This is a genomic window from Streptomyces sp. NBC_01808, from assembly GCF_035917395.1.
GTDB lineage: Bacteria > Actinomycetota > Actinomycetes > Streptomycetales > Streptomycetaceae > Streptomyces.
On record NZ_CP109072.1, the window covers coordinates 3096487 to 3112628 of the forward strand.

Genomic DNA, 16142 nt, shown 5'->3' on the forward strand with positions numbered 1-16142 from the left:
TACCGTCGCATTGAAGGGTGGTGGTACGGCATAGTGGTGGCCGCCAGGCAGCGGACAGAGAAAATGTCCATTTAAGCCTGATTAGCTATCCCCTGTGGTGTAATCGGCAACACGGGTCACTTTGGATGATTTGTTCCTGGTTCGAGTCCAGGCAGGGGAGCCCACATACCGATTCCGGGTCCCGGCGCCGCCGGGGCCCGTTTGCGTTACTCACGCGTATGGCGTCGGTATCCTGCCCGTACCCCCGATTCCGCCTGCGTAAGGACACCTCCGTGACCGCGAACCGCCCCGCAGCCGTCGTCGTACTCGCCGCGGGCGAAGGCACCCGTATGAAGTCCGCGACCCCCAAGGTCCTGCACCGCATCTGTGGTCGCTCGCTCGTCGGGCACGTCGTCGCCGCCGCCGGAGAGCTGGACCCCGAGCATCTGGTCGTCGTCGTCGGGCACGGCCGGGAGGCCGTCACCGCGCATCTCGGGGAGGTCGCGCCGCAGGCGCGGGCCGTGGTGCAGCGGGAGCAGAACGGGACCGGGCACGCCGTGCGGATCGCGCTGGAGGAGCTGGCCGGGAGCGGGGTGGCGCTGGACGGGACCGTCGTGGTCGTGTGCGGCGATACGCCCCTGCTCGCCGGCGAGACGCTGGACCGGCTCGCCTCGGCGCACGACGCCGACGGGAACGCCGTGACCGTGCTGACCGCCGAGGTGCCGGACGCGACCGGGTACGGGCGGATCGTGCGGGAGGACGCGACCGGGGCCGTGACCGGGATCGTGGAGCACAAGGACGCCTCCGCCGTGCAGCGGGAGATCCGGGAGATCAACTCCGGGGTCTTCGCGTTCGACGCGAAGCTGCTGGCGTCCGCGCTGACGCAGGTGCGGCGGGACAACAGCCAGGGCGAGGAGTATCTGACGGACGTGCTGGGGATCCTGCGGTCCGCGGGGCACCGGGTGGGTGCGTCGCCGGCCGCCGACCACCGCGAGATCCTGGGCATCAACAACCGTGTGCAGTTGGCGGAGGCGCGCCGGCTGCTGAACGACAGCCTGCTGCGGGACGCGATGCTGGCCGGGGTGACGGTGGTGGATCCGGCGTCGACGTGGTTCGACGTGGCGGTGACGTACGAGCCGGACGCGGTGGTGCAGCCGCAGACGCAGCTCCTGGGGTCGACGCACCTGGGTGCCGGTGCGGAGGTGGGGCCGGGGTCGACGCTGACGGACACGGTGGTCGGCGCGGGCGCGCGGGTGCTCAACACCGTTGCGGACGGGGCGGAGATCGGGCCGGGGGCGAACGTGGGTCCGTACACGTATCTGCGGGCGGGGACGCGGCTGGGCGAGGGGGCCAAGGCCGGGACGTACGTGGAGATGAAGAACGCGGACGTGGGCGCGGGGACGAAGGTGCCGCATCTGTCGTACGTGGGGGACGCGACGATCGGCGAGTACACGAACATCGGTGCCGCGAGTGTGTTCGTCAATTACGACGGGGTGGCCAAGCACCACACGACGATCGGGAGTCATTGCCGTACGGGCGCGGACAACATGCTTGTTGCGCCGGTCACAATCGGGGACGGCGCGTACACCGCCGCGGGCTCGGTGATCACGAAGGACGTGCCGCCGGGTTCGCTGGCCGTGGCGCGCGGTCAGCAGCGCAACATCGAGGGCTGGGTGGCCCGTAAGCGGCCGGGGAGTGCCGCGGCGCAGGCGGCCGAGGCGGCCCGCCGGGAGGCCCCGGCGGAGGACGAGGCGGCCGGTCAGGCGGGGTGAGGGCGTGGGAGGCGGGGGCGTTCGGGGCGTACGGTGAGTAGGACATCCGACCGGCCGCCCGCCCGGCCGCCTGCCCCGACACCGAGGAGACCGTGCTGTGACCGGGATCAAGACGACCGGCCAGAAGAAGCTGATGCTTTTCACCGGCCGTGGCTACCCCGAGCTTGCCGAGGAGGTCGCGCACCAGCTCGGTGTGGGCCTCGTACCGACGAAGGCGTTCGACTTCGCCAACGGTGAGATCTACGTCCGCTTCCAGGAGTCGGCGCGCGGTGCCGACTGCTTCGTGATGCAGAGTCACACGACGCCCATCAATCAGTGGATCATGGAACAGATGATCATGGTGGATGCGCTGAAACGTGCCTCTGCGCGGAGCATCACCGCGATCGTCCCGTTCTACGGCTATGCGCGCCAGGACAAGAAGCACCGGGGCCGGGAGCCGATCTCGGCGCGGCTGATCGCCGACCTGCTGAAGACGGCGGGTGCGGACCGGATCCTGACGGTGGATCTGCACACGGACCAGATCCAGGGCTTCTTCGACGGCCCGGTGGACCACCTGTTCGCGCTGCCGGTGCTGGCGGACTACGTGGCGTCGAAGACGGACCGGTCGAAGCTGACGGTGGTCTCGCCGGACGCGGGGCGCGTGCGGGTGGCGGACCGCTGGGGCGACCGGCTGGGTGCGCCGCTGGCGATCGTGCACAAGCGCCGGGACCCGGATGTGGCGAACCAGGTGACGGTGCACGAAGTCGTGGGGCACGTGGCCGACCGGGTGTGCGTGCTGGTGGATGACATGGTGGACACGGGGGGCACGATCTGCGCGGCGGCGGACGCGCTGTTCGCGAACGGCGCGGAGGACGTGATCGTGGCGGCGACGCACGGCGTGCTGTCGGGGCCCGCGGGTGACCGGCTGATGGGGTCGAAGGTCAGCGAGTTCATCTTCACGAACACGCTGCCGACGGCGAGCGAGTTGGACCTGGACAAGATCACGGTGCTGTCGATGGCGCCGGTGATCGCGCGGGCGGTGCGCGAGGTGTTCGAGGACGGGTCCGTGACCAGCCTCTTCGACGAGCAGGCGTAGCCGTAGCGCAAAAGATCGACTTGGGGCGGCCACTCGCCGCCGGGTAGACTCCCGGAGTTGCTCGGCGAGGGAGGCCGCCCCGGTTCGTCCGGTTCCGGTTCGGTGCTCCGTTATCGACGCGCTCTTCGTAGCAGGCCGATCGCGGCCGGGTGACCGTCCCGTCAGCTTCACCTACTGCGAGGAGTGCCGCCATGGCCGAGTACAAGATCACCGCGGAGCCGCGGACCGAGACCGGCAAGGGCGCCGCCCGCCGGCTGCGCCGCGAGGACAAGGTTCCCGGCGTCATCTACGGCCACGGCGCCGACACGCGGCACGTGGCGCTGCCGAGCTACGACCTGCTGATGGCGCTCAAGACTTCGAACGTGCTCATCAGCCTCGACCTCGAGGGCAAGTCCGAGCTGGTCATCCCGAAGGACGTGCAGCGTGACGCGCTGCGCACCGGGGTGCTCAAGCACGTGGACCTGCTGGTCGTGAAGCGCGGCGAGAAGGTCACCGTCGAGGTGCCGATCACGGTCGAGGGCGACCTGGCGCCGGGCCAGAACCTGCTGGAGCACACGCTGCACGCGCTGCCGGTGGAGGCCGAGGCGACGAACATCCCGGAGTCCGTGACGGTCAGCGTCGAGGGCCTGGAGGCGGGTGCCACGGTGGCGGCGAAGGACGTCAAGCTGCCGGCCGGGGTGACGCTCGCGGTCGACGGCGAGGACCCGGTGCTGCACGTGGTCGCGCCGCAGGCGGAGGAGCCGGCGGCCGAGGGCGAGGCGGCCGAGGGCGAGACCGCGGCCGGCGAGGGCAAGTCGGAGGACTGAGCACGGCCGGGGGCGGGTCGTACGGGCCCGCCCCCCGTCTCCGTACGCGCACGCACACGCACCCCGGGAGGGCCGGCAGATGTCGGACGCAGCGCAGCCGTGGCTCGTCGTGGGCCTGGGCAATCCGGGCCCGGGGTACGCGGGCAACCGGCACAACGTCGGGTTCATGGTCGCCGACCTGCTGGCGGAGCGCGTCGGCGGCCGGTTCAAGGCGCACAAGTCGCGGGCGCAGGTCGTGGAGGCGCGCCTGGGCCCGCCGGGTCCTGCGGGCCGGCGGATCGTGCTGGCCAAGCCGATGTCGTACATGAACCTGTCCGGCGGCCCGGTCTCGGCGCTCGCGGGCTTCTACAAGGTCCCGCTGGAGCGGATGGTCGTCGTCCACGACGAGCTGGACCTGGACTACGGCACGCTGCGGCTGAAGCTCGGCGGCGGCGACAACGGCCATAACGGGCTGAAGTCGCTGTCGAAGTCGCTGGGCCGGGAGTATCTGCGGGTGCGGTTCGGCGTGGGCCGGCCGCCGGGGCGGATGGAGGTGGCGGACTACGTGCTGAAGGACTTCTCCGCCGCCGAGCGCAAGGACCTCGACTACTTCGTGGACCGGACGGCGGACGCCGTGGAGGCACTGGTCACGGAGGGCCTGGAGCGCGCCCAGAACACGTACAACGGCTGATCCCCCGACCTGTCACCAGACTGTGACAAAGGGCTTTCCCAGCACATCCCCTGAAACGGGATGAAGGGCGCACGACGCGCTTGACCGGCACCCCGCCGGCGGCGGAAGCTGAGCCGCCCCCCAACTTCCCTCTGCACACCTTTCACTCACGAAGTTGGGTATGCCATGCGAACCATTGCTTCGGTCGGCGCGGTCGCCGCTGCCGCTGCCGCCTCCCTGCTGTTCGCCGCCGCGCCGGCGCCGGCGGCCAACGGCGACAACGGGACCGTGAAGATCCACGACGCCGCCACCGGCGAGGAGCTTCGCAAGAACGAGCCCAAGGTCTGCGAGTTCTATCTCGACGCCTTCGGCTTCGACGCCGGGCAGCAGGTCACGTGGGAGATCGTCGGCTGGAAGCCGACCGGGGACAACAAGACCGTCGCGGACGAGGGCGAGATCGTCCTCGACGGCGAGGGGCACGGCCGGACCGAGGACATGACCCTCCCGGACGGCCACTACAAGCTGTTCTGGAACTGGGAGGGCGAGAACGGGGCCGCGAAGCACAAGGTCTTCTGGACGGAGTGCGAGGACTCCGAGTCGCCGGACCCGTCGGACACCCCGTCCGACACCCCGTCGGACGACTCCTCCGAGCCGGCGGAGCAGCCGGGCGAGAACGGGAAGCCGGGCAAGGACGGCGAGCAGGGCGGGGACGCGACGCCCAGTGCGTCCAGCGCGCCGGGCGCGCAGGGCGGGGGCGACGACGAGTCGGGCGGCCTGGCCGCCACCGGCGCGTCGGTGACGGGCATCTCGATCGCCTCGGCGATCCTCCTGGGCGCGGGCGGGTACCTGGTGCTCCGCCGCCGTGGCATGGGCCGCCAGCCCTGAGCGAGTCCCGCCGGAAGACCGCACGCGGCTCTCACCCCAGGGGGGTGGGGGCCGCGTGCGGTTGCGGGCGCCGCAACGCCCCGGTGAGCACGGTGTACGTCCGCCCCGCGGCGCGCCACCTCCGGTACGCGGCGCCCGCAGGCCGGACCGCAGGTCAGCCCGTGTTGCGCAGGCCCGCCGCCACGCCGTTGACCGTCAGCAGCAGCGCCCGGCCCAGCAGCGGGTCCGGGGCCTGGCCGCGTTCGGCCGCCTCGCGCTGCCGGCCGAGCAGCGTGACCTGGAGGTACGAGATCGGGTCGAGGTAGGCGTCGCGGATGCGGAACGTCTGCTGGAGCACCGGGTCGGCCTCCAGCAGCTCCGATTCGCCGGTGATGCGCAGCACTTCGCTGACAGTCAGCTCGTGCTCGGCCTCGATGACCGCGTAGATGTGCTTCAGCTCGTCGGGCACGAGGGTGTCGACGTAGTGCCGGGCGATCCGCAGGTCGGTCTTGGCGAGCGTCATCTCGACGTTGGCGAGGAAGTTGCGGAAGAAGTGCCAGTGTTCGTACGCCTCTTCCACCACCGCGTCGAGCCCTGCCTCGCGGGCGGCGCGCAGCCCGGAGCCGACGCCGAACCAGCCGGGGACGATCTGCCGGGACTGCGTCCAGCCGAAGACCCAGGGGATGGCCCGTAGCCCGTCGAGGCCCGCGCCGGTGTCGGGGCGGCGGGAGGGCCGGGAGCCGAGGTGCAGCTCGGCGAGCTGGTCGACGGGGGTGGAGGCGAAGAAGTACGCGGGCAGGTCGGGGTCGTCGACGAGCCGCCGGTACGCGGCGTGGGCGGCGTCGGAGACGACGTCCATCGCGGCGTCCCAGCGGGTCAGCGCCTCGACGGACTGCCGCGGCGCGGTGTGCAGGGCGGACGCCTGGAGGGTGGCGGCGACGGTCAGTTCGAGGTTCTCCCGGGCCAGGGACGGCACGAGGTACTTGTCGGAGATGACCTCGCCCTGCTCGGTGACCTTGATCTCGCCTTCGAGGGTGCCCCACGGCTGGGCGAGGATCGCGTCGTGGGTGGGGCCGCCGCCGCGGCCGACGGTGCCGCCGCGGCCGTGGAAGAGGCGCAGCCGTACGCCGTGCCGGTGGGCGACGTCGCGCAGCCGGCGCTGGGCGCGGTGGATCTCCCACTGGGAGGTGGTGATGCCGCCGAACTTGGAGGAGTCGGAGTACCCGAGCATGACCTCCTGGACGTCGCCGCGCAGGGAGACCAGGCGCCGGTAGGAGGGGTCGGAGAGCATCGCGTCGAGGAGGTCGTCGGCGATCTTCAGCTCGTCGGTGGTCTCCAGCAGCGGCACGATGCCGATCTTCGCCCAGCCGGCGTGCAGGTCGAGGAGCCCGGCCTCGCGGGCGAGGACGGCGGCGGCGAACACGTCGTCGGCGCCCTGGCACATGGAGATGATGTACGACTCGATGACCTCGGGCCCGAAGGTGTCGATGGCCTTCCTGACGGTCCCGAAGACGCCGAGGGTCTTGGTGCCGGCCTCGTCGAGCGGCGCGGGGGTGGGCGCCAGCGGGCGGCGGGAGCGCAGCTCCTTGGCGAGGAGGCCGCGGCGGTAGTCGCGCGGCATGTCCAGGTAGCGCCAGGACTCCTCGCCGAGCCGGTCGAAGAGCTGGCCGAGGGCGTGGTGGTGGGCGTCGGCGTGCTCGCGTACGTCCATGGTGGCGAGCTGGAGGCCGAAGGCGGCGATGGTGCGGATGGTGCGCTCCAGCCGGCCGTCGGCGACGAGCGAGCCGCGGTGCGCGCGCAGCGACGTCTGTACGAGGGTGAGTTCGTCGATGAGCTGCGCGGTGCCGAGGTAGTCGCGGCCGGGCACGTGGGCGCTGCCCTCGGCGAGCCGGCGGCGGGTGTTGAGGAGCTTCTGCCGGATGCAGGTGGCCTTGAGCCGGTAGGGCTCCTCGGCGTTGAGCCGCTTGTAGCGGGGGCTGATCTCGGGGAGCACTTCCAGGTCGCGCTGGACGGATTCGAGGAGTTCCTCGGTGGCGCCGCCGTTGCGGATGGAGTTGGACAGGGCGGAGCGCAGCTCGTCCACGTGGCCGATGGCCTCGGTGATGCCGTGCTCGTGCTGGAGGAGGAGCACGTCCCAGGTGACCTGGGGGGTCACGTTGGGGTTGCCGTCGCGGTCGCCGCCGATCCAGGTGCCGAAGGTCAGCGGGCGGGTGCCGGGCGGCAGCACGGCGGACTGGTCGGCGCCGACGCGCTCCAGTTCCGCGGCGAGGTCTTCGAGCACGTCGCCGACGGCGCCGCGGTTCAGCTCGTCGAGGTAGTAGATGGCGTTCCTGGCCTCGTCGGCGGGCTCGGGACGGACGACGCGCAGTTCGTCGGTCTGCCAGATGAGGTCGATGTCCTCGGCCAGGCGGCGGTCGCAGCGGCGGCGGTCGGCGGCGGACGCGCCCTCGTCGGCTTCGAGGAGGCGGGCCACGTCGCGCAGCTTGGTGAGGACGGAGCGGCGCGCGGCCTCGGTGGGGTGGGCGGTGAAGACGGGGCGTACGCCGAGGCTGGCGACGGTCTCGCGCAGGTGCGCGGGGTCGGCGTCCTTGAGCATGTCGGCGGTACGGGCCAGGCTGCCGCCCTCCGCGGCGCGGCGGGCGCGGAACTCGCGGCCGCGGTGCACCTGCTCGGTGACGTTGGCGAGGTGGAAGTAGGTGGAGAAGGCGCGCACGAGCCGGGCGGCGGTCTCCAGGTCGACGGTGCGCAGGAGCTCCGCGGCGGCGTCGCCGTCGGTGCGCGTCAGTGCGCGTACGCGCTCGACGAGGTCCAGCAGTTCCGGCCCGTCCTGGCGGACGAGGGTCTCGCCGAGCAGGTCGCCGAGGCGCCGGATGTCGGCGCGCAGCTCGGCGTTGCCGGCGGCCGCGGCGCCCGGGTCGGGGCCTGCGGCTCCGGCGGGGCGGTGCGCGTGGGTGTCGGCACTGGTCACTGGTGCGGCTCCTTGGCGTGCGGCGCTGGTGTTTCCGCCCGTGCGCGGCGGCGCGCGGGGGGCCGGGGTGCGGACCGCGCTGTCCGACGCCCCCAGACTAGTCGTCCCTGCTCGCCGCCCGGGTGGGCGAAGCCCGCGGGGTCGCGGCATGGGAACCGGCGTCTGCGGGCACTCAAGAGGTGTTCCTTCCACACGGGCGCGCATGTACGCCCGTTGGGACCGTGCCTCTTTCAGCCCGGAACTGAGGCATGCCATACTTACGCCAACGTAGGTTACGGGACCGTAGCCTCGCTGGTCCATGTTCCCCCAGCCTCCGAGGATGCCCATGCCGTCCACGTCCGAAGTGATCGACGAGCAGCCCCGCTCGGCCACGGTCACCGCTGAGTCCGCGACGCTCGGCGGTGAGAACAAGAGATCGATCGAGCAGATCACGCTGCTCGCCTTCATCGTGCTGCCGTTCGTCGCGCTGGTCGGGGCGATCCCGCTGGCCTGGGGCTGGGGGGTGAGCTGGCTCGACCTCGGACTGATGACGTTCATGTACTTCCTCGGCCTGCACGGGGTGACGGTCGGGTTCCACCGGTACTTCACGCACGGCTCGTTCAAGGCGAAGAAGCCGCTGCGGGTGGCACTGGCGATCGCCGGGTCGATGGCGGTGGAGGGCCCGGTCGTGCGCTGGGTCGCGGACCACCGCAGGCATCACAAGTTCTCCGACGCCGAGGGCGACCCGCACTCCCCGTGGCGCTTCGGCGAGACGGTGCCGGCGCTGATGAAGGGCCTGTGGTGGGCCCACATCGGCTGGCTCTTCGACGAGGAGCAGACGCCGCAGAACAAGTACGCGCCCGACCTCATCAAGGACTCGGCGATCCGCCGGGTGTCGCGTCAGTTCGTGCTGTGGACGACGGTCTCGCTGCTGTTCCCGCCGCTGGTCGGCGGGCTGGTCACCTGGTCGTGGCAGGGCGCGCTCTCGGCGTTCTTCTGGGCCTCGCTGGTCCGGGTCGCGCTGCTGCACCACGTCACGTGGTCGATCAACTCGATCTGCCACGCGGTCGGCAAGCGCCCGTTCAAGTCCCGGGACCGCTCGGGCAACGTGTGGTGGCTGGCGATCCTGTCCGGCGGCGAGTCGTGGCACAACCTGCACCACGCGGACCCGACCTCCGCCCGGCACGGCGTGATGAAGGGCCAGATCGACTCCAGCGCCCGGATCATCCGCTGGTTCGAGAAGCTCGGCTGGGCGTACGACGTGCGCTGGCCGAGCGAGTCCCGTATCGACTCGAAGCGCAACAAGGACGGCGACGTCGGCAAGGGCGCGGCCGCCGCGTCGGCCCGCCGTGAGGAGGCCGCCGCCGACGCGGCATGATGGAGCCGTGGCTACCGGCGGTAAGAGCAGCACGGGCAACAGCGGCGACGGCGGCGAGGGGAAGCCGCCGCGCCGTACCCGGCGGCGGATGACGGGCAAGGAGCGCCGCGAGCAGCTCGTCGACGTGGGGCGCACGCTCTTCGCGGCGCGCGGCTTCGAGGCGACGTCGGTGGAGGAGATCGCCTCGAAGGCGGGCGTGTCCAAGCCGGTCGTGTACGAGCACTTCGGGGGCAAGGAGGGGCTGTACGCGGTCGTCGTCGACCGGGAGATGCGGCAGCTCCTCGACATGGTGGCGGGCGCGCTGACCGCGGGGCATCCGCGGGAGCTGCTGGAGCAGGCGGCGTTCGCGCTGCTGGACTACATCGACGAGTACACCGACGGCTTCCGCATCATGGTCCGGGACTCCCCGGTGGCGCAGTCGCACGGCTCGTTCGCCTCGCTGATCAGCGACATCGCCACCCAGGTGGAGGACATCCTGGGGCTGGAGTTCAAGTCCCGCGGCTTCGATCCGAAGCTGGCGCCGCTGTACGCGCAGGCCCTGGTGGGGATGGTGGCGCTGACCGGGCAGTGGTGGCTGGACGTGCGCAAGCCGAAGAAGGCGGAGGTCGCGGCGCATCTGGTGAACCTCGCCTGGCACGGCCTGGGCGACCTGGAGGCGAAGCCGCGGCTGATAGGCCACCGCCGCGCGTAGCATGCGGCGCGCGGCGGCCTGCGGCGCGTGTGTGTGGTCCCGGCGCCTTCCGCTGCCGGTCCGGGCGGCCGGAACGCCGCCGGCCCCGGGGGCCCAGAGGGCGGAGCCCCGGCATCCTTGTCGGCATCCGGCCCCGGCGGAGCCCCTACGCGGCCTGGAACTCCAGCCGGTTGCCGAACGGGTCCGCGGTGTGGAAGCGCCGTACGCCCGGAATCTCGTCGTCGGCCCAGGTCACGTCGTGGCCGCGGACGGCCAGCCGGCGGGCCAGCGCGTCGAGGTCGGTGACGACGAGCGCGGGGTGCGCCTTGCGGGCAGGGCGGAAGTCCTGCTCGACGCCGAGGTGGAGCATCACGGGTCCCGACGTGAACCAGCAGCCGCCGCGGGCGGCGAGCGCCGCCGGCTTGGGCACCTCGGTCATGCCGAGGACGTCGCCGTAGAAGATGCGCAGGATTTCCTCGCTGCCGGCCGGGACGGCGAGCTGGACGTGGTCGAGTCCGGTGATCATGGCGTGACTCCCAGCGCGAAGATGCGGCGGAACGGGAACGGGGTGCCGTGCGGGCCCGGCGGATAGGCGGTGCGCAGCAGGGCCGCGTACTCGGTGACGAAGGCGTCGGCGTCGGCGCCGAGGGCGTCGAGGACGGGCCGCAGCCCGGTGCCCTTCACCCAGTCCAGCACGGGGTCGGGTCCGTGCAGGAGGTGGGTGTACGTGGTCTCCCAGGCGTCGCCGGCGCAGCCGAGGTCGCAGAGCAGTTCCAGGTACGCGACGGGCTGCAGCACCGGCTGGTCGCGCAGCACGCCGTGCAGCCGCTCGCGCCAGCGCGGGTCGCGGGTGAGCTGCCGCATCAGCGCGTGGCTGGGGGCGTCGTAGTTGCCGGGGACCTGGAAGGCGAACGTGCCGCCGGGGGCGAGCCCGGCGAGCCAGCGGGGGAAGTGCTCCCAGTGCTCCGGCACCCACTGCAGCACGGCGTTGCCGAGGATCAGGTCGTACGCGCCGGGCTCCGGCGTCCAGTCGGCGAGGTCGGCGTGGGCGAAGTCGATCCGGCCGCCGCCGGGGGTGGGGCCGGCGTGGGCGGCGGCGGTGCGGAGCATGGCGGCGGAGCTGTCGTACCCCGTGACGTGGGCGGCGGGCCAGCGGGCGGCCAGCAGCGCGGTGCCGTTGCCCGTGCCGCAGCCGATGTCGGCGATCCGCGGCGGGCGTCCCGGCAGCTCGCCCACGCGGGCGAGGAGATCCGCGAGAGGGCGGGTGCGGGGCCCCTCGTGGCGCAGGTACTGCTGCGGGTCCCAGGAGGGTGAGGTCATGCCTCCAGCGTTCCGCCAATGTATCTCGATGTCAAGAGACTTCATGTCGACAGACCGACTACACTGATCGCATGCGGGACGAGGTGGACCGGCTGGTCGTGGCGTGGCGCAGGGAGCGCCCCGACCTCGACGTGGAGCCGCTGGAGGTGCTGAGCCGGGTGAGCCGGCTGGCCCGCCACCTGGACCGCGCGCGGCGGCTGGCGTTCGCGGAACACGGCCTGGAGGGCTGGGAGTTCGACGTGCTGACCGCGCTGCGGCGGGCCGGCGAGCCGTACCAGCTCTCCCCCGGGCAGCTCCTCACCCAGACCCTGGTCACCTCCGGGACGATGACGAACCGCATCGACCGGCTGGCGAAGAAGGACCTCGTCGAGCGGCTGCCGGACCCCAGCGACCGGCGCGGCGTGCTCGTACGGCTCACCGCGGAGGGCCGCGAACGCGCGGACGCGGCGCTGGCGGCGCTGCTGAAGCAGGAGCGGGCGATCCTCGCGGAGCTGGCGCCGGAGCGCCGCAGGGAGCTGGCGGACCTGCTACGGCAACTGACGGCCCCGTTCGACAACGTTCCGTGACGGCCCCGTATCGCCCCTTCCGCCGCGCGGATGCCCCCGCCCCCGGGAGGCGCTAGCCGCCCACTCTTGCCGGTTCGCCCAGGTCCACCGGGCCCACGCCCGCGCGGCGGGCCAGGGCCACCGCGGCCAGCGTCGAGTGCACGCCCAGCTTGCCCAGGACGTTCTGCATGTGCGTACGGACCGTGTGCGGTGACAGGTACAGCCGCTCCGCGACCGCCTTGCGGCCCAGGCCCGCGACCATGCAGCGCAGCACCTCGTGCTCCCGCGGGGTCAGCGACTCGACCAACTGCTCGCTCTCCGTACGGTGCTCCCGGGCCGCCGTCAGCTCCCGCAGCACACCCGTGAGCAGCGCGGGCGGCAGATGCGTCTCGCCGCGCAGCACGCCCCTGATCACCGCCAGCAGCCGGGACAGCGAGCTGTCCTTGGCGACCCAGCCGAACGCCCCCGCCTGCAGCGCCGCCGCCGCCCGCGCCGGGTCGTCGCGGGCCGCGAGGACCACCGTGCGCGTCTGCGGGTGCGCCGAGCGGACGCGCGCGGTGAGCGATATCCCGCCCGGACCGCCCGCCGCCGAGCCGTTCCCCGCGACCGCCTGCGCGGGCACCGGGGCGCCCGCGGGCGTATCGCGGTCGAGGTCGGCGTCGACCAGGAACACGTCGAACCTGCGGCCCTCCGCCGCGGCCCGCTCCAGCGAGCGCAGCGCGGCCTGACCGCTGCCGGCCGGCAGCACGTCGACGTCGGGCTCCGCTGCCAGCGCGGCGGCCAGCGACTCGGCGAACACGCGGTGGGCATCGGCCACCAGGACCCGGATCCGAACCACGGACACCCCCATGTCGCGGACTACCAAACTCGCGGAATGCGGAATACGGCGCTCGGAGCATGGAGCGCCCGCCTGAGCTGCGGCCGCCGCCGCGTCCCATAGCTACCCCACCCCGTGCGCCGTACCCACGGTCTCGCCCCCTGAACGGCACCGGCCCCCACCGGTGCTGCCCCACAGCGTAGGGCGCGGGACCCACAAGGGAAGCCCAACGGCCGACTTTCCGTGGCGAGTTCGCCACGCGGAGTAGAAACCGGCCGGATACGGCCCCGTTGTGGAGGGATTCCGGAGTTCTGTCGGGCCCGGGAGCGGTAAGGCTGTACCTTGCCGGGGCAGTAGACCCCCCGGGGGGAGGGCGAGATGGCCGTTCGGCTGATCGTGGTCGACGAGCACCGCCTGCTCGCCGAGGCTCTTGCGTCCGCGCTGAAGCTGCGCGGGCACCGGGTGCTGGCCGCGGCCGCACCCACGGCGGGCGCCGCGGAGCTGGTGGTGAGCAGAGGACCTGAGGTGTGCCTGCTGGGCACGGCGACCCCGGCCGCACCCGGGGCGTTCGACCCTGTGCTGCGCATCAAGCGGGAGCGACCGCAGATAGCGGTGGTGGTGCTCGGCCCGGTGCCGAACCCGCGCGGCATAGCGGCGGCGTTCGCCGCGGGTGCCTCCGGGTACGTACGGCATGACGAGCGCATCGAAGGTGTGGAGCGTGCGCTGGTCAAGGCACGTGCGGGGGAGGCGGCGGTGGCTCCGCAGTTGCTGCAGAGCGCGTTCACGGAGCTGCTGAACCCGGCGGCGGAGCCGGACGACGAGGGAGCCCGGCTGCTTCAGTTGCTGACCCCGCGCGAGGTCGAGGTGCTGGTGCGGGTGGCGGAGGGCGAGGACACGCGGCTGATCGCCCAGGGGATGCGCATAGCCGCGAGCACGGCCCGTACGCACGTGCAGCGCGTGCTGATGAAGCTCGGAGTGGGTTCACGGCTTGAAGCGGCGGCGCTGGCGGCCCGTACGGGGCTGCTGGACCGCGCCGCCGCCCGGCCCGCGGTGGACGGCGAGGCCGGGGCGTAGCGGCTTTTCCGCGGCCGAAGAAGCGGCGGCTTTCGGACATTCGCGTCCGGGGCGGGGGCCGGGGCGTACGGATCGGCGGGCGTCCGGATCAGTGGGCGTCCGGGCGGTCCTGTCCTTCGTCTCCGTTGAGGGCCTCCGCCAGCTCCTCCCCCGACGGCGGCCGCACCGGCCGCAGAAACTGCCAGACGAGGAAGAACAGCCCGAGCGCCAGCATTCCCAGCCCGGTCCACAGGTTGATGCGTACGTCCTCCGCCTTGGCGATCTCCGCGTCGGAGTCGAAGGCGCCCGTGATCGCGAGGATCAGCCCGTACACGACGAAGAGGCCGCCGATCAGCCGCCGTACGTCGAACAGCCTGCTGGCCGTCGCCGACTTGCGTTCCAGCTCCTCGATCTGCTGCGCCAGCTCGCCGGTGTCCGGGATGCGGTGGCCGGGGCCGTCCGGGCCGTCCGGGCGGTCGTTGGTGTCGCTCATGGTGCGCTCCTAGAAGGAGAAGGGGATATAGCACAGGGCGGCGAGGACGAGCGCGCCCCAGCCCAGCAGCGCCGGTTTGCGGTACCAGGCGTCGTCGCCGACGGCGGGGGGCTCGGACAGGCCCGGGGAGCGGGTCCCGTAGACGAGGCCCGCGAGCTGCTCGGGGGACTTGGGCCGGGTGAACGGCGTGACGACGAGCATCGCGACCGCGCCGGCGACGAAGCCGACGATCGCGGAGACGAAGTTGGCGCCCTGGTCGCTGGGGATGCTGATGACGCCCTGCTTGTAGATCCAGAAGTAGTTGAGCACCGCGGCGACCGTGCCGACGAGCAGCCCCCAGAAGCCGGCCTTGGCGGAGGTGCGCTTCCAGAACATGCCGATGATGAAGACCACGAACATCGGCACGTTGAAGAAGGAGAACAGCGTCTGCAGGTAGGCCATGATGTTGCTGAACCTGGACGCGATGAACGCCGTGCCGACGCTCGCCGCGACCCCGATCACGGTGATGATCCGGCCGAAGCGCAGGTAGTACGCGTCCGTCTGGCCGCGCTTGACGTACGGCTCCCAGATGTCGGTGGTGAACACCGTGTTGAACGACGAGACGTTGGCCGCCATGCCGGCCATGAACGCCGCCAGCAGTCCGGTGATGGCCACGCCCAGCATGCCGTTGGGCAGCAGTTGCTCCATGAGGTACGGGATCGAGTCGTTGTACGTCAGGTTCGAGCCGGACGTGCCGATCTTGGGCACCAGCGCCGCGGCGGCCAGGCCCGGGATCATCACCAGGAAGACGATGAAGATCTTCGGGTACGCGCCGATGAGCGGCGTGCGCTGGGCGGCCGAGAGGTTCTTGGCGGACAGCGCGCGCTGCACCTCGGCGAAGTTGGTCGTCCAGTAGCCGAAGCTGAGGAGGAAGCCCAGTCCGAGGACGATCGTCAGCCAGTTGGCGCCCAGCGGGTTGGCGTGGCCGATGGCGGTCCCGCCCCAGGCGGTGGTGAAGTCGCTGCCGCGGGAGGCGGTCAGGGTGTCCTTGAGGCCGTCCCAGCCGCCGACGCGCTTGAGCGCGAGGAGCGTCAGCGGCAGCAGCGCGGCGATGATGACGAAGAACTGCAGCACCTCGTTGTAGACCGCGGACGACAGCCCGCCGAGGGTGATGTACGCGAGCACGACGGCGGCCGAGATGACAATGGCGACCCACTCCGGCCAGCCGAGCAGCGCCTCGACGACGATGGACATGGCGTAGAGGTTGACGCCGGCGATGAGCACGGCGGCGACGGAGAAGAGCACCGAGCTGAGCAGGTGCGCGCCGCGGTCGTAGCGGTGCAGCAGGAACTCCGGCACGGAGCGGACCTTCGAGCCGTAGTAGAAGGGCATCATCACCAGGCCCAGGAAGACCATCGCCGGGATGGCGCCGATCCAGTAGAAGTGCGTGGTGTAGACGCCGTACTGGGCGCTGTTGGCGGCCATGCCGAGGATCTCGGTGGCGCCGAGGTTGGCGGAGACGAACGCCAGGCCGGTGATCCAGGCGGGCATGGAGCGGCCGGAGAGGAAGAAGTCGAGGCTGGTCTTGACGCTTCGCCGGGCCAGGAAGCCGATGCCGAGGACGACGGCGAAGTACATGGCCATGATCACGTAGTCGAGGGCGTTGGTGTCGAGCCGCAGCTCTGTCGCTAGTGGGTGCATGCTTCAGGTCCGCTTCCGTGCGTGGTGCGTTCAGAAGACGAAGCCAGACGGATGGCGTTGGATTCCGAAAGCTTCTGTTGGGACTGTTTGCTTG

Annotated in this window: 15 protein-coding genes and 1 tRNA gene; 10 read left to right on the forward strand and 6 right to left on the reverse strand. The window is 71.7% G+C overall.

The window, feature by feature from the left end:
- Positions 1–88 precede the first annotated feature (88 nt).
- The 6 genes from OG946_RS13185 to OG946_RS13210 all read left to right on the forward strand — a co-directional run bounded on the left by OG946_RS13185 (position 89) and on the right by OG946_RS13210 (position 5166).
- Positions 89–160, forward strand: a tRNA-Gln gene (locus OG946_RS13185).
- A gap of 112 nt (positions 161–272) precedes the next feature.
- On the forward strand, positions 273–1751 hold the full coding sequence (glmU, locus tag OG946_RS13190) for a bifunctional UDP-N-acetylglucosamine diphosphorylase/glucosamine-1-phosphate N-acetyltransferase GlmU (protein WP_326796303.1): 1479 nt from the start codon (positions 273–275) through the stop codon (positions 1749–1751).
- Positions 1752–1848: 97 nt separating this feature from the next.
- Positions 1849–2826, forward strand: coding sequence for a ribose-phosphate diphosphokinase (locus OG946_RS13195; RefSeq protein WP_326796304.1), 978 nt, complete (start codon positions 1849–1851; stop codon positions 2824–2826).
- A gap of 191 nt (positions 2827–3017) precedes the next feature.
- A complete protein-coding gene (locus OG946_RS13200; protein ID WP_326796305.1) occupies positions 3018–3632 on the forward strand; it encodes a 50S ribosomal protein L25/general stress protein Ctc in 615 nt (204 codons plus the stop codon).
- A 79-nt stretch (positions 3633–3711) separates the two neighbouring features.
- Complete coding sequence (pth, locus tag OG946_RS13205) at positions 3712–4302, forward strand: aminoacyl-tRNA hydrolase (RefSeq protein ID WP_101424145.1); 591 nt, start codon at positions 3712–3714, stop codon at positions 4300–4302.
- Positions 4303–4467: 165 nt separating this feature from the next.
- Positions 4468–5166, forward strand: a complete 699-nt coding sequence (locus tag OG946_RS13210) for a hypothetical protein (protein ID WP_326796306.1) — start codon at positions 4468–4470, stop codon at positions 5164–5166.
- Positions 5167–5320: 154 nt separating this feature from the next.
- On the opposite strand, the gene ppc is transcribed toward OG946_RS13210, so the two are convergent.
- Positions 5321–8113, reverse strand: coding sequence for a phosphoenolpyruvate carboxylase (gene ppc, locus OG946_RS13215; RefSeq protein WP_442814344.1), 2793 nt, complete (start codon positions 8111–8113; stop codon positions 5321–5323).
- A gap of 325 nt (positions 8114–8438) precedes the next feature.
- On the opposite strand from ppc, the gene OG946_RS13220 reads away from it, so the two are divergent.
- Together OG946_RS13220 and OG946_RS13225 are read left to right on the forward strand one after the other, a co-directional pair.
- Positions 8439–9470, forward strand: a complete 1032-nt coding sequence (locus OG946_RS13220) for an acyl-CoA desaturase (protein WP_326796307.1) — start codon at positions 8439–8441, stop codon at positions 9468–9470.
- Between the two features lie 88 nt (positions 9471–9558).
- Positions 9559–10161 (forward strand): TetR/AcrR family transcriptional regulator, encoded by a 603-nt coding sequence (locus tag OG946_RS13225; RefSeq protein WP_234380808.1) that lies wholly within the window; start codon positions 9559–9561, stop codon positions 10159–10161.
- Positions 10162–10306: 145 nt separating this feature from the next.
- Here the strand turns inward: OG946_RS13225 and OG946_RS13230 are convergent, their stop codons facing one another.
- Positions 10307–10666, reverse strand: a complete 360-nt coding sequence (locus OG946_RS13230; protein ID WP_125935178.1) for a VOC family protein — start codon at positions 10664–10666, stop codon at positions 10307–10309.
- Positions 10663–11460, reverse strand: coding sequence for a trans-aconitate 2-methyltransferase (locus OG946_RS13235; RefSeq protein ID WP_326796308.1), 798 nt, complete (start codon positions 11458–11460; stop codon positions 10663–10665). The genes OG946_RS13230 and OG946_RS13235 overlap by 4 nt, the downstream gene beginning before the upstream one ends.
- 71 nt (positions 11461–11531) lie before the next feature.
- Here OG946_RS13235 and OG946_RS13240 point away from each other — a divergent pair, with 71 nt between their 5' ends.
- On the forward strand, positions 11532–12026 hold the full coding sequence (locus OG946_RS13240) for a MarR family winged helix-turn-helix transcriptional regulator (RefSeq protein ID WP_326796309.1): 495 nt from the start codon (positions 11532–11534) through the stop codon (positions 12024–12026).
- A gap of 52 nt (positions 12027–12078) precedes the next feature.
- Here OG946_RS13240 and OG946_RS13245 read toward each other — a convergent pair whose 3' ends face one another.
- The gene (locus OG946_RS13245) at positions 12079–12843 is read right to left on the reverse strand and encodes a response regulator transcription factor (protein ID WP_234380420.1); all 765 of its coding nucleotides are present in this window, start codon (positions 12841–12843) and stop codon (positions 12079–12081) included.
- A gap of 357 nt (positions 12844–13200) precedes the next feature.
- On the opposite strand from OG946_RS13245, the gene OG946_RS13250 reads away from it, so the two are divergent.
- Positions 13201–13896, forward strand: coding sequence for a response regulator transcription factor (locus OG946_RS13250; protein ID WP_101424136.1), 696 nt, complete (start codon positions 13201–13203; stop codon positions 13894–13896).
- 88 nt (positions 13897–13984) lie between these two features.
- Here OG946_RS13250 and OG946_RS13255 read toward each other — a convergent pair whose 3' ends face one another.
- Positions 13985–14368, reverse strand: coding sequence for a hypothetical protein (locus OG946_RS13255; protein ID WP_326796310.1), 384 nt, complete (start codon positions 14366–14368; stop codon positions 13985–13987).
- Positions 14369–14377: 9 nt separating this feature from the next.
- On the reverse strand, positions 14378–16048 hold the full coding sequence (locus OG946_RS13260) for a sodium:solute symporter family protein (protein WP_326796311.1): 1671 nt from the start codon (positions 16046–16048) through the stop codon (positions 14378–14380).
- Positions 16049–16142: the final 94 nt, after the last annotated feature.